The organism is Amycolatopsis keratiniphila subsp. keratiniphila, assembly GCF_001620365.2.
Taxonomy (GTDB): Bacteria; Actinomycetota; Actinomycetes; order Mycobacteriales; family Pseudonocardiaceae; genus Amycolatopsis; species Amycolatopsis keratiniphila.
Genome location: NZ_LQMT02000012.1, coordinates 424315 through 436862, shown reverse-complemented (window position 1 = coordinate 436862; position 12548 = coordinate 424315). Strand labels below are relative to the sequence as shown.

Sequence of the window (12548 nt, the reverse complement as noted above, 5' to 3'; positions counted from 1 at the left end):
CCGAAACGCCACTCACGAGGCAGCACCGAAGGCCTAAGCGCCGTAAACGGGTTCAGGCTCGGGAGCCTCCGCCAGCAGTTCCGCCACCACCGGACCGAGCTCGGCAGGCGACCACCGGGAACCCTTGTCCCGCAACGGTCCGTGCCGCCAGCCCTGCGCGATCGAGACGCGTCCGCCGTCGACCTCGAACACCCGGCCGGTGACCCCGGAGGACTCCTCGCTGCCGAGCCACACCACCAGCGGCGACACGTTTTCCGGTGCCATGGCGTCGAAACCGTCCTCCGGCGCGGCCATGTCGTCGGCGAAGGCGACTTCGGTCATCCGGGTGCGGGCGGCCGGGGCGATCGCGTTCACGGTGACGCCGTAGCGCGCGAATTCGGTGGCGGCGACCAGCGTGAGGCCCAGGATGCCGGACTTCGCGGCCGCGTAGTTCCCCTGTCCGACGCTGCCGAGCAGGCCGGCCCCGGAGCTGGTGTTGATCACCCGCGCCACGCGGGTCCGGCCGGCTTTCGCCTCGGCTCGCCAATATTCGGCGGCGTGCCGCGTCGGCGCGAAATGCCCCTTCAGGTGGACGCGGATGACGGCGTCCCATTCGTCCTCGCCGAGGTTGACCAGCATCCGGTCGCGCAGGAAGCCCGCGTTGTTGACCAGGACGTCCAGCCCGCCGAAGGTCTCGACGGCCGTCCGCACCAGCGCCGCGGCGCCGTCCCAGGAGGCGATGTCGTCGGTGTTCGCCACCGCTTTGCCGCCGAGTGCCTCGATCTCGTCGACGACGTCCTGCGCGGGCCCGGCCGATCCGCCGCTTCCGTCGATCCCGGCGCCGAGGTCGTTCACCACCACCCGCGCGCCCTCCGCGGCGAACGCGAGCGCGTGCGCCCGTCCGATGCCGCGACCGGCTCCGGTCACCACCACGATCCGGCCGTCGGCGATCCCGTTCACACCGGCTCCTTTCGTTCTTTCACCAGGGAATTGGAAGCGGCGAGGAAGGCAGGCACCTCTCCCCCGCCGTGGACGGTCAGGCAGGCTCCGCTGACATAGGAGGCCAGCGGTGAAGCCAGGAACACCGCGCAGGAACCGATCTCGTCCGGATCCGCCAACCGTCCTAACGGGACGGTCGCGCCCACGGCCTCGATCCCCGCCTCGTCGCCGTAGTGCAGATGCGAGTGCTCCGTCCGCACCATGCCGACGTCGAGCCCGTTGACCCGCACCTTCGGCGCCCATTCGACGGCGAGTGACGCGGTCAGGTTGTCCAGGCCCGCTTTCGCCGCGCCGTAGGAGGCCGTCCCCGGCGACGGTCTCGTCGCGCTGACGCTGCTGATGTTCACGATGACGCCGCCGCTTTCCTGCTCCTGCATGACGGCGTTCGCCGCACGCGCGACGCTCAGCGGCGCCAGCAGGTTCAGCGCGACGATCTTCTCGTGGAACCGAGGCGACGCATGCGCCGCCTCGGCGTACGGCGCGCCGCCCGCGTTGTTGACCACGACGTCGAGCCTGCCGTGCCGCCGGACGACCTCCTCGACGAGCGCGTCGACCTCCTTCGGGTCGCGGACGTCGCAGGAAATGAAGGTGGACGCCTTGTCCCCGGCGCACACCGGCCGCTCGGGTTCGGTGCGGGCGCAGGTGACGACTTCGGCGCCGGCGCGCAGGAAAGTCCTGGTGACCCCGGCGCCGACGCCACGGACCCCACCGGTCACCAGCACCACGGCGCCGTCGAGCCGGAGTTCGAGTGCCATGCCGGGCCTCCTTCACGTCGCTGTACCCGGGCCGGACGTCCTGCTAACGTACCAAGCAAGTGCTAGGTTTGGTAGCGGAGAAGGGTGCCCGATGACCGTTTCCACCCACTCACCGGAGCCCGGCATCGCCGTGGTCACGGTCGACGCGCCCCCGGTGAACGCGCTGAGCGTGAAGGGTTGGTTCGCCCTCGCGTCCGCCCTCACCGACGCCGGACGCGACCCCGCGACCCACGTGGTGGTGCTGCGCGCGGAAGGCCGCGGGTTCAACGCGGGGGTCGACATCAAGGAGATCCAGCGCGATCCGGGCTACGGCGCGCTGATCGGCGCGAACGAGGGCTGCGCGGCGGCGTTCTCCGCGGTGTACGACTGCGCGGTCCCGGTGATCGCCGCGGTACAGGGTTTCTGCCTCGGCGGCGGGGTCGGCCTGGTCGGCAACGCGGACGTCGTGGTCGCCAGTGAGGACGCCACTTTCGGGCTGCCGGAGGTCGATCGCGGCGCGCTGGGCGCGGCGACCCATCTCGCGCGCCTGGTCCCCCAGCACCTGATGCGGGCCCTGTACTACACGGCTTCCACGATCACCGCGGCCCAGCTGCACCACCACGGTTCGGTCTACGCCGTCGTGCCGCGGGAGGAACTCGACGAGACCGCGCTCGGTGTGGCGCGGCAGATCGCGGCGAAGGACACCCGCGTGATCCGCGCCGCGAAACAGGCCATCAACGGCATCGACGTCCAGCCCGTGCACCGCAGCTACCGCTTCGAGCAGGGATTCACCTTCGAACTCAACCTGGCGGGCGTCTCGGACGGCGCGCGCCAGGAATTCCTGGACGGTAAGGGGAAGTGATGGCCGACAAGCGGATGACGCCGGACGAGATCGTCGCCGAACTGAAGGACGGCATGACGATCGGGATCGGCGGCTGGGGCTCGCGGCGCAAGCCGATGGCGCTGGTGCGCGCGATCCTGCGCTCGCCGGTCAAGGATCTCACCGTGGTCTCCTACGGCGGTCCGGACGTCGGGCTGCTGGCGTCGGCGGGCAAGATCAAGCACCTGGTCTTCGGTTTCGTCACGCTCGATTCGATCCCCTACGACCCGTGGTTCTCCCGGGCGCGGGAATCCGGGTCGATCACCGTCACGGAATACGACGAAGGCGTGTTCGGCACCGGTCTTTCCGCTGCCGCGCAACGACTTCCGTTCCTGCCGACGCGGGCGGGCCTCGGCTCCGGCGTGATGGACCTGAACCCGTCGCTGCGCACCGTCCGCTCGCCGTACGACGACGCCGAAGAGCTACTGGCCGTGCCCGCGCTCAAGCTCGACGCCGCCTTCGTCCATCTCAACCGCGCCGACGCCCGGGGCAACGCGCAGTACCTCGGACCGGATCCGTACTTCGACGAGCTGTTCGCGCTCGCCGCCGACAAGTGTTACGTATCAACGGAAAAGATCGTCGAGACGGCCGAGCTCACCGAAGCGGGCCCGGTGCAGAGCCTGCTGCTGAGCCGGATGCTCGTCACCGGCGTGGCCGAAACGCCGAACGGCGCGCATTTCACCACCGCCGTCCCGGACTACGGCCGCGACGAACGTTTCCAGCGCCACTACGCCGAAGCGGCCAAGGACCTCGACGCGTGGCCGGAGTTCGTCGACAGGTTCCTGTCCGGGGACGAAACGCACTATCAGAAGGCCGTCGCCGAGTTCGGGGAGTCCGCGTGAGTGACATCAGCCGTGCCGAAGTGGCCGTCGTGGCCTGTGCCGAATTGTTCCGCGGAGACGGCGAGATCGTGGTGAGCCCCATGGGTTTCATCCCTTCGCTGGGCGCGCGGCTGGCCAGGCTGACGTTCGAGCCGGACATCCTGTTGTCCGACGGCGAGGCGTACCTGATGACGCCGGACGCCGTCGTCGAAGGCTGGCAGCCGTTCCGCAAGGTCCTCGACACCGTGGTGCCGCGCGGAAAGCGGCATGTGGTGATGGGCGCCAACCAGATCGACGGCGAGGGCAACCAGAACATCTCGGCGATCGGCGACCATTCCCAGCCCAAGAAACAACTTCTCGGCGTGCGCGGCGGTCCGGGCAACACGGCCAACCACCGCACGAGCTACTGGGTTCCCCGGCATGGCAAGCGGGTTTTCGTCGATCAGGTCGACGTCGTGTCCGGCGTCGGCTACGCCCGGGCTCGTGCGGCGGGTTTGCGGTATCACGACGTCCATCGGGTCGTCACGAACCTCGGGGTGCTGGACTTCGGCGGTGAAGACCACGCGCCGCGGCTGCTTTCCGTGCATCCGGGGGTTTCCGTGGACGAGGTCGTCGAGGCGACGTCGTTCCCGCTGAACACCGACGACGTCACGGAGACCCGGCTGCCGACCGAGTCCGAGCTGCTCCTGATCCGCACCAGCCTGGACCCGAAGTCCTTGCGGGACAAGGAAGTTCCGTCATGAAGACGGCGCTGACCGAGCTGGTGGGCATCCGGCACCCGGTCGTGCAGACCGGGATGGGCTGGGTCGCCGGGCCGCGGCTGGTGTCCGCGACGGCGGAGGCGGGCGGCCTCGGCATCCTCGCGTCCGCCACGATGACCTACGACGAGCTGGCGGCCGCGATCAAGGAGGTCAAGAGCCGCACGTCGGAGCCGTTCGGAGTCAACCTCCGCGCGGACGCCGAAGACGCCGCGCGCCGGGTCGAACTCCTCATCACCGAGGAAGTCCGCGTCGCGTCCTTCGCGCTCGCGCCGAAGAAAGACATGATCGCGCGGCTCAAGGACAACAACGTCCTCGTCGTTCCCTCGGTCGGCGCGGCCAGGCACGCGGAGAAGGTCGCGGGCTGGGGTGCCGACGCCGTCATCGTGCAGGGCGGTGAGGGCGGCGGGCACACCGGCGGGGTGGCGACGACGCTGCTGCTGCCCTCGGTGCTGGACGCGGTCGACATCCCGGTGGTCGCGGCAGGCGGCTTCTTCGACGGCCGGGGGCTGGCCGCCGCGCTCGCCTACGGGGCGGCCGGGGTCGCCATGGGCACCCGGTTTCTCCTGACGAGGGAAAGCACCGTCCCCGACGAGATCAAGCAGGCGTACCTCGCTCGTGACCTCAACGGCACCGTCGTCACCCGCAAGGTGGACGGCATGCCGCATCGCGTGCTCCGGACGGAGCTGGTCGACGCGCTCGAGTCCGCCGGTCCGGTGAGCGGGCTCGCCCGTGCCGCCCGCAACGCCGCGAAGTTCCGGAAGCTGACCGGGCTGTCGTGGCGGTCCCTGGCCACCGAAGGGCTGCGGATGAAACGCGGCGGCGACCGGACGTGGTCACAGGTCCTGATGGCCGCCAACACCCCGATGTTGCTGCGCGCCGGCCTGGTCGAGGGCGACCGGAGCGCCGGTGTGCTGGCGTCCGGGCAGGTCGTCGGCCTGCTCGACGACCTGCCCGCGGTCGGCGACCTGATCGAGACGATCGTCGCCGACGCGACCGGCATCCTGCGGCGGCTGGCCTCGGAGTGAGCGGCCGGGCGCGCTGTGCTTGACTTCGGCCATGATCTCGGAGAGTCGTTGTCCGGTCGAGGACGGTGAGCTGTACGTCCGCAGTACCGGCGAAGGGCCGCTTCTGCTCCTGATCGCGGGCGGGCTCGGCTCGGCGGACACCTTCCGGGCGATGACGAAGCTGCTCGCGGACGACTACACCGTCGTGACCTACGACCGGCGCGGGCACTTCCGCAGCACGGACACCAGCACCGGCCCGGTCAGCGTGCCGAAGCAGGCCGACGACGCCCACGCGGTGCTCCAGCACGTCGGCGGCGGCCCCGCAAGCGTGTTCGGGACCAGCGCGGGCGCCATGATCGGCCTCGACCTCGTCGCCCGTTATCCGGACGCCGCGACAATGCTGATCGCGCACGAACCGCCCGCCATCCAGCTGCTGCCCGACGCGCTCGGCTGGCTCGACGAGGCCAACGCGCAGGTCCGGCTCGCCCAGGCGGGCGACCTGATGGGGGCGTTCAAGCGGTTCACCGACGGGATCGCCGGTGCCGCGCTGCCCGAACTGCGCGCGATCCGGCTGCCGAACGAGGAGGACTGGAAGCGGCTGTTCGGCCGCGAGCTGGCCGAGATCCTCGATTACCTTCCCGATCTGCGGGCCCTGCGCCGGAGCAGGACCGAGATCGTCCCCGTCGCGGGCGTCGGCAGCCGCGGGCACTATCACTACCAGCCCGCGAAGATCCTCGCGTTGGAACTGGGCTTGCCGTTCACGGAGGTCCCCGGCGCGCATCTGGCGCCGCAGCGGAACCCCGCCCAGTTCACCGAAGCGCTGCGGGATCTGCTCGAAGGCTGAGTCACGGCATCAGCGGCAGCTTCCCGACCAGTTTGTCGATCCGGTTGCGCGGGCCGACGATGCCGATCGCGCAGTAGTCCATCTCTTCGGTCGGGATCTCCTTCATCGTCGCGAGGAAGTCGGAGTAGACCCGGATCCGCTGGGCGACGGCGGGCATGTCGGCGACGTGACAGTCCGGCGAGGCGGCGGCCTTGGCGCGGATGGCGCGCAGCTTCCTGGTGTCGGCCGACAGGATCGAGCAGCCGACCCAGGGCAAGCCGGTGTAGTGCGCTCCGCCGGCGTCGACCGCTTCGTCGCCGAGGAGACCGGTGACGCTCCGCGCGGTGGCGACGGCGGTGCAGACCGCCGCGTTGACCGCGCGGCCGGGCGGCAGCCCGCTGTCGACCACGATCACCCACTTCAGGCGGGCCGATCGGGTGGACGCGGTGAAGTCGATCTCCTCCGGGGCGAATCCTATCGCCGTACCGTGCTCGGACATTCAGCTGGTCTCCTGCTCACTTCGACGGATGAACAAGGCCAAGCTAGAGAGACGTACGAGTACAGTCCACCATGTTCGTACTTAATACGGCGAGAGGGCCACGATGGCACGATTGGACGAACTTGATAAGGCGATCCTGGCGCAACTGCAGTCGGACGCACGGAAGACCAACCGCGAAGTGGCCGCCGCCGTGGGCGTTTCGCCGACCACCGCGCTGGACCGCACCCGGGCGCTGCGCGAACGCGGCGTGATCCGCGGCGCGCTGCTGGACGTGGACCTGCCCTCGATCGGCCGCGGGGTGCAGGCGCTCATCGCGGTACGCGTGCGCCCGCCCTCGCGGCGGAACATCGAGGGCTTCCGGAACTGGGTCAACGCGCTGCCCGACCTCGTCGGGCTCTACGTGACCACCGGGACCGAGGATTTCATCCTGCATGTCGCGGTCCCCGACAACGACGCCCTCTACGGGTTCGTGATCGACAAGCTGACCGAACGCCCCGAGGTGGCCGACGTGCGTACCTCGATGGTGTTCGAGCACAGCAGGCGCACCAAGATCACCCCCGTGGACCGTTAGAGCTCCCGGCTGACGCGGGCCGGGTTGCCCGCGGCGAACACCTTCGACGGCAGGTCGCGCGTGACGACGCTGCCGGCGCCCACCACCACGTCGTCCCCGATGGTGACCCCGGCGCAGACGATGACCCCGCCGCCGAACCAGACGTTGTTCCCGATGGTGATCGGCGCGGCCGACTCCCAGCGCTGCCTTCGCAGTTCGTGGTCCTCCATGGGGTGCAACGCGGTCAGCAGCTGGCAGCGCGGGCCGATCGAGCAGTCCGAGCCGATCTTGATCGGCGCGCAGTCGAGCAGGATGGCGTCGTAGTTGAGGAAACTGTTGGCGCCGATCTCGATCAGATAGCCGTAGTCGCACTGGAACCGCGGCATGATCCAGGAACCCTCACCGAGCTTTCCCAGCAGCTCGCGCAGAATCGTGTCCCGCTCACCGGTCTCCTCGGCGCCCGTGCCGTTGAACCGGTCGACGAGTGCCTGCGCGCGCCTGCGATCCGCGACCAGTTCGGGGTCGTTGTCCCGATACAGCTCGCCGCGCAGCATGCGGTCCTTCTGTTCACCCATGCGGCCAACCTACCGAAAAGAGCCCTGCCGGCGAGCTTCCCTCGGGAAGCCGACGGCAGGGCGGGGTGAATGCTTGCGGAGCGTTCTTCAGTTGTGTCGATCGGTTTCCGGGTAGGGCCGGCCCGGCGGATGGGTGAGGTGTAGGGGGGACCCGCCGGGCCGGAGTTTCTTCCTTTCTCTTCGCAGGTTCCTGCTTCCGCTTCAGGGCGTCATTCGCGGCACTCGCGGCCTTCGTTGACGCAGTCGACGAGGCGATCCATGACCCGGCCCGGCATCACGTTCGCGAAATCGTCGTGGTCGGAGAACGGGTTGTGATCCTCCTCGGGGAAGGAGTCCACTTTGTACTGTCCGTTGACCTGGATCTGCCGCGGGATCTCGTAGGTCAGCGAGATGGTGAGCTCCGGGACGGCGGTCAGGCCGTTCGCGCATTCGCCGTTCTTGTCGGGATATTTGATGTGGTCCCGGTGATTCTCGCTGTCGATGTTGTTCCCGTCGAGACAGCTCGGGAACGTGTGCACCCGTTTGACGTCGCTGCCCTCGGGACAGATCGGGTACTGCTTGATGAGCCGGTTCTCGAAACCGGTGCACGTCCAGCTCTCCCGCGCGTTGGCCGGGCCGTTCGTGGTGACTTTCGCGTCACCGTAAAGGATCCGGAGGAACTTCGGCATCTCCTGCACCTTCTCGCGGGCGTTGCCCTTGAAGGTGATGTCGACGACCGCGGGGCGCTGGATCTCACCGTCGTTGCCGGCGAGTTCGTTGTCCGCGTTGGGTTCTTCCAGCTGAGCCTGTTCCCGCTCGCCGTTCCGGTTCCGTTGCTGCCCGGCTTCTTCCCCGGTGTCGATCCGCACCACCGGCCAGAAGTACGCCGACTCGTCGCCGTTGCGGCACGTGGTGCCGGCACCCAGCAGGCTGTCGTTGTCCGAATCCGCGTTCGTGGACAGGTTTCCGACGTAGTCGTGCAGATGCTGGGCGCCGTTGCGGACACCCGGCTGCGCGATGAAGTTGTCGGGATTGAAATGCCCGTTCTCGTTCCTGCCGCAGTCGACGGTGAACGAACCCGTGGACGCGTTCCGGCCCGGCCTCGGCTTGTCGACGTTCGGCCGCACCTTCGTGATGTCCACGAACTGCGACCTGTCCACCTCGTCCGCGGAGGCGCGCTCGGGTTCGCCGGTCGTGGTGGACACCACCAAACCGCCGACCGCGATCGACAGGCCCAGCAACGCGGTCGCGATCTTGGTTCTGCGGGCGATACGATGGCGCCCTTGATTTCGTGCCATTGGCTGCTCACCTCATTCGTTTCCGGGCACGCCGATCACTCGCGCCCGGGCCATGAGCCACGCATTCGTCGAATACGGGAAATAGCCGCATTCGCGGCGAACCCTTCTGTTCGCCCGCCGATTCAGATCCGGCTATCTGGAGATACGGCTCCCGTACGGACGCGGTTCAAAACGCGATCCGGCCGTTATCTTTCCGTTATATGACTTACCGGCGCACGACGGCCAGCACGGTGCCGTCCCGCTTGTGCACCTCGAACCGTTCGATGTCGGCCTTCTGCAACGCCGTCGAACCGGTGATGACAAGAGGATCCGGCGAGCCGGGGACGCCGTACCCCTTGGACGGCACACTCCAGTTGTTGACGACGTAGGCCTCTCCGCCGTGGGAGTAGGCGAAAAGCTGGCAGGTCATCGGCCCGATGAGACCGCGCAGTTCGAGCTCGACGGCACTGCCCCATTCCTTCTCCTGCACCGTGACCTCGGCCGCGACGGCGTTGCCCGCCTCGGACCAGCCGAACGGGGCGGCGCCGCCGTCCGGGCCCGCCTCGCGCTCCCGCGACGACGACGGGGACGGCACCACCGACGTCACGACGGTAGGCGCGGCCTGCGTGATGACCGGCTCACGATCGGTGAGCGAAAGCACCGTGAGCGGTCCGCCGACGACGAGCACGAGCACGGCGGCCGCCGTCGCCAGCCGGACGACCTTGCGCCGACGGCCCGCCTTGGCGGCGTCCGCGAGCAGCATCCGCAGCACCCGGGGGCCCGGGCCCTTGACGGGCGGATCCGGCCAGCTCTTCTTGACCATGTCCAGGATGTCGGGCAGGTGGTACATCTCCACCAGCTCGACCTGGCATTCGGGGCACTCCAGCAGATGCGCCTCGAACCTGGCGTGATCCTCCTCGCCGAGGACGCCCAGCACGTAGGCGGCGATGTCCGTGTGGACGGCTCCGGACACCTCGCTCACCCCCGCTCCTGCAGCGCCCTGCGCAGCGCGCGCACAGCGTGGTGGATCCGCGATTTCACCGTACCCGGCGGAACCCCGAGCGTCGCCGCGACCTCGTTCACGGTGCGGTCACGCAGGTAGGTCTGCTGGACGGCTTCACGCTGTTCCGGGGAAAGGTTGCGCAGGGCCTCGTAAACGATCATGGCCGCGAGCGTCTTCTCCGATTCGTCCGGCACTCCGATCGAATCCGACTCCAGTTCCTCCACCTCTTGAGGGCGGGCACTCCGGCTCCGCCAGCCGTCGATGACGATGCGCCTGGCCACGGTGAACAGCCAGGCGCGCAGCATTTCCGGCTGCCGGTCGAGTTTGCCGGCGTTGCGCCACGCCTTGATGAGCGTCTCCTGGACCACGTCCTCGGCCCACTGGCGATCGTGGCCGGTCAGCTTCAGCACGAACGCCATCAGGCTCGATCCGAACTCCTGGTACAACGCCCTGATGAGGTCGTCATGCCCGTTCGACGCGGGTTCATGATCGACAATTGGCTGCAGTATCCGAGAGTGGCGTCCCACGCGGCACATCTTTGTGGGATCAGGGGCGATAAGTCCAGAGCGAAAGTTTTTTGAACCGTTTCCCGCCTGTGACCGTATCCCCTACCGAAGACCCCGACCCGGCGCTGTCCCCCGCACCGCCGAATCCACTGTGGATCATGACTGTCCACAGTGGAATTGAACCTGCCTGTACACCATCTCCCCGCGGTGATGGCGTTCTCCTCTGCCCCGACAGGAGGATTTCCGTGAACCCCGTGTCACGCTCGGTCATACCTCTGCCCCTCATCCTGGCCGCGGTCGCGCTGACCGCCGCCTGCACCACCGGTACCGCGGGACCGAACGGCGCTCCCGGCGCGGGCTCCACCGCCGGAGCGGCGCGGATCCCGGGAATGCCCGACCCCGCGGCCGAACCCGCCCCCGGTGTCACGGCGGCGATCCTGTTCGACCTCGGGCCGATCGTCACCGACACCGGAGGCTTCACGCTTTACCGCTACGACAAGGACACGGTGAATCCGCCCAAATCGAATTGCACCGAAACCTGTGCGCGGACCTGGATTCCCGCCAAGGCGGGCGCCGACCTCGTGGTGACCGGGATCGATCGCGCCCTGGTCGGCACCGTCACCAGGGACGACGGCACCGAGCAGCTCACGCTCGCGGGCTGGCCGCTCTACCGCAACGCCAAGGACGCGATGCCCGGCAACACCAGCGGACAGGGTGCCGACGGCGCGTGGTTCCCCGCCAAGCCGGACGGGACGAAGGTGCTGCTCACCGCCGAGACCTGGCAGGCCGATGACCTCGGCATCTGACCTCCCCAGACCCGTCCGCCCGCTGATCGTCCTGCTGATCGCGGCCGTGGTGAGCCTTTTCGGCCCTATCGGCGAAGCGCACGCCCAAGAGCTCTCCGCCGCGGACAAGAACCTGATCGTCAACGTCAAACTGGCCGGGCTGTGGGAAATGCCCGCCGGGATGTGGGCGCAGGAACGCGGGAAGAGCAAGCGGACCCGGGAAGTCGGCCGGACGCTGATGATCGACCACGGCAGGCTCGACACCGCGACGCACGCCATCGCCGACCGGTTCGGCGTCGCCCTGCCCGCCGAGCCGTCGGATCAGCAGTCCGCGTGGCTCGGCGAGATGAAGGCCGCCCGCGACGACACCGAGTTCGACCGGATCTTCGCCAACCGGCTCCGGTACGCGCACGGCGTGCTGTTCCCCGTCATCGCGCAGGTCAGGGCCGGCACCCGCAACGACGTCGTCCGCGACTACGCCACCACGGCCAACCAGGCGGTGCTGCGGCATATGACGCTGCTGGAGAGCACCGGCGTCGTCGACCAGTCGCTGATGCCGGAAGCGCCGGTGCCGCAGTCGAATTCGGCCAACGCCGCGATGGACGTCGGTTTCGGCGACTTCGCGCTCGGCCTGCTGCTCGCGGTGGTGCTCGGCGGCGGACTGTTCTTCGCCATCCGGACCCTGCGCGGCAAGAACACCCGGACCCGCAACCGCGCGGCCGCCCTCGAACCGGATCCGGTTCCCAGTGCCCCAGGAGAGATCAATGTATGACCAGTGGTCCGAGGTGGTGATCGTGCTGACCCAGAAGGCGGACACCGACCCCGGCATCAAGGGCATGGCGCAGACCTCGGCCCGGATCGCCTACGGCTTCATGTGCCTCACCCTCTGCTGGGGCGTACTCACCGCGACCGGCTGGATCAAGTCGCTGACCGGGCGGAAGGCACTGCGCAACTCGCATATGGTGCTCGGCATCCTGGCGTTGTCGTTCGGCGTCGTGCACGCGATGTCGTTCCTGTTCCTGCCCGACGGTTTCACCCTGGCGCAGATCACCATCCCGCTCCTGCCCGGCACCTTGGCGCGGCACGAACTCGGCGTCGTCGGGCTCGAGGTCATGATCGCCGTCGCACTGACCGGCGGGATCAGCCGGTTCAGTTCCTATCGCCGCTTTCTGTGGATCCACCGCCTCGCCTATCCGGCGGTCGGGATCACCGCGCTGCACTCGTTCTTCGGCGCCATGGCCAACGGGCATCTCGGCCTGCTGTGGTTCGGCGGGATCACGCTGCTGGTCCCCGTGGTGCTGCTGACCGCGCTGCGGTTCACGCCGACCCGGTACCTGGAACGGCTGGGCCTGGTCGAAGAGCTGGTCTGAAGA

Annotated in this window: 16 protein-coding genes; 9 read left to right on the top strand and 7 right to left on the bottom strand. The window is 68.6% G+C overall.

Features of this window, described 5'->3' with window-relative positions; genetic code table 11:
• Positions 1-33 precede the first annotated feature (33 nt).
• A complete protein-coding gene (locus AVR91_RS13750) occupies positions 34-939 on the bottom strand; it encodes an SDR family oxidoreductase (protein WP_063271365.1) in 906 nt (301 codons plus the stop codon).
• Positions 936-1733: an SDR family oxidoreductase gene (locus AVR91_RS13745; protein WP_063271366.1), complete on the bottom strand. Its 798-nt coding sequence runs from the start codon at positions 1731-1733 to the stop codon at positions 936-938. The genes AVR91_RS13750 and AVR91_RS13745 overlap by 4 nt, the downstream gene beginning before the upstream one ends.
• Positions 1734-1824: 91 nt before the next feature.
• Here AVR91_RS13745 and AVR91_RS13740 point away from each other — a divergent pair, with 91 nt between their 5' ends.
• The 5 genes from AVR91_RS13740 to AVR91_RS13720 are packed head-to-tail and all read left to right on the top strand — an operon-like array spanning position 1825 to position 6022.
• Complete coding sequence (locus AVR91_RS13740; RefSeq protein ID WP_063271367.1) at positions 1825-2574, top strand: enoyl-CoA hydratase family protein; 750 nt, start codon at positions 1825-1827, stop codon at positions 2572-2574.
• The gene (locus AVR91_RS13735) at positions 2574-3434 is read left to right on the top strand and encodes a CoA transferase subunit A (protein WP_072027961.1); all 861 of its coding nucleotides are present in this window, start codon (positions 2574-2576) and stop codon (positions 3432-3434) included. The genes AVR91_RS13740 and AVR91_RS13735 overlap by 1 nt, the downstream gene beginning before the upstream one ends.
• Complete coding sequence (locus tag AVR91_RS13730; protein WP_063271368.1) at positions 3431-4156, top strand: CoA-transferase subunit beta; 726 nt, start codon at positions 3431-3433, stop codon at positions 4154-4156. The genes AVR91_RS13735 and AVR91_RS13730 overlap by 4 nt, the downstream gene beginning before the upstream one ends.
• Positions 4153-5199, top strand: a complete 1047-nt coding sequence (locus AVR91_RS13725; protein WP_063271369.1) for an NAD(P)H-dependent flavin oxidoreductase — start codon at positions 4153-4155, stop codon at positions 5197-5199. The genes AVR91_RS13730 and AVR91_RS13725 overlap by 4 nt, the downstream gene beginning before the upstream one ends.
• Positions 5200-5230: 31 nt before the next feature.
• Positions 5231-6022: an alpha/beta fold hydrolase gene (locus AVR91_RS13720; protein WP_016332887.1), complete on the top strand. Its 792-nt coding sequence runs from the start codon at positions 5231-5233 to the stop codon at positions 6020-6022.
• Between the two features lies 1 nt (position 6023).
• Here the strand turns inward: AVR91_RS13720 and AVR91_RS13715 are convergent, their stop codons facing one another.
• Positions 6024-6500, bottom strand: coding sequence for a DUF2000 domain-containing protein (locus tag AVR91_RS13715; RefSeq protein WP_063271370.1), 477 nt, complete (start codon positions 6498-6500; stop codon positions 6024-6026).
• 103 nt (positions 6501-6603) lie between these two features.
• On the opposite strand from AVR91_RS13715, the gene AVR91_RS13710 reads away from it, so the two are divergent.
• Positions 6604-7071 carry an Lrp/AsnC family transcriptional regulator gene (locus AVR91_RS13710; protein ID WP_063271371.1) on the top strand — a complete coding sequence of 156 codons (468 nt, stop codon included), beginning with the start codon at positions 6604-6606 and terminating at the stop codon, positions 7069-7071.
• Here the strand turns inward: AVR91_RS13710 and AVR91_RS13705 are convergent.
• The 4 genes from AVR91_RS13705 to AVR91_RS13690 form a co-directional block, all read right to left on the bottom strand.
• Positions 7068-7625: a sugar O-acetyltransferase gene (locus AVR91_RS13705; RefSeq protein WP_063271372.1), complete on the bottom strand. Its 558-nt coding sequence runs from the start codon at positions 7623-7625 to the stop codon at positions 7068-7070. The two genes, AVR91_RS13710 and AVR91_RS13705, sit on opposite strands and share 4 nt — an antisense overlap.
• Positions 7626-7834: 209 nt before the next feature.
• Positions 7835-8902, bottom strand: a complete 1068-nt coding sequence (locus AVR91_RS13700; RefSeq protein WP_063271373.1) for a DUF1996 domain-containing protein — start codon at positions 8900-8902, stop codon at positions 7835-7837.
• A 205-nt stretch (positions 8903-9107) separates the two neighbouring features.
• A complete protein-coding gene (locus tag AVR91_RS44290; RefSeq protein ID WP_063271374.1) occupies positions 9108-9863 on the bottom strand; it encodes an anti-sigma factor family protein in 756 nt (251 codons plus the stop codon).
• Positions 9860-10411 carry a sigma-70 family RNA polymerase sigma factor gene (locus AVR91_RS13690; protein WP_034317190.1) on the bottom strand — a complete coding sequence of 184 codons (552 nt, stop codon included), beginning with the start codon at positions 10409-10411 and terminating at the stop codon, positions 9860-9862. The genes AVR91_RS44290 and AVR91_RS13690 overlap by 4 nt, the downstream gene beginning before the upstream one ends.
• Positions 10412-10635: 224 nt before the next feature.
• Here AVR91_RS13690 and AVR91_RS13685 point away from each other — a divergent pair, with 224 nt between their 5' ends.
• Genes AVR91_RS13685 through AVR91_RS13675 form a run of 3 tightly spaced genes read left to right on the top strand, consistent with a single transcriptional unit; the run spans position 10636 to position 12545 of the window.
• Positions 10636-11196, top strand: a complete 561-nt coding sequence (locus AVR91_RS13685) for a hypothetical protein (RefSeq protein WP_063271375.1) — start codon at positions 10636-10638, stop codon at positions 11194-11196.
• Positions 11180-11947 (top strand): DUF4142 domain-containing protein, encoded by a 768-nt coding sequence (locus AVR91_RS13680; RefSeq protein ID WP_063271376.1) that lies wholly within the window; start codon positions 11180-11182, stop codon positions 11945-11947. The genes AVR91_RS13685 and AVR91_RS13680 overlap by 17 nt, the downstream gene beginning before the upstream one ends.
• Positions 11940-12545 carry a ferric reductase-like transmembrane domain-containing protein gene (locus AVR91_RS13675; protein ID WP_063271377.1) on the top strand — a complete coding sequence of 202 codons (606 nt, stop codon included), beginning with the start codon at positions 11940-11942 and terminating at the stop codon, positions 12543-12545. Before AVR91_RS13680 ends, AVR91_RS13675 begins: the two co-directional genes overlap by 8 nt.
• Positions 12546-12548 lie beyond the last annotated feature (3 nt).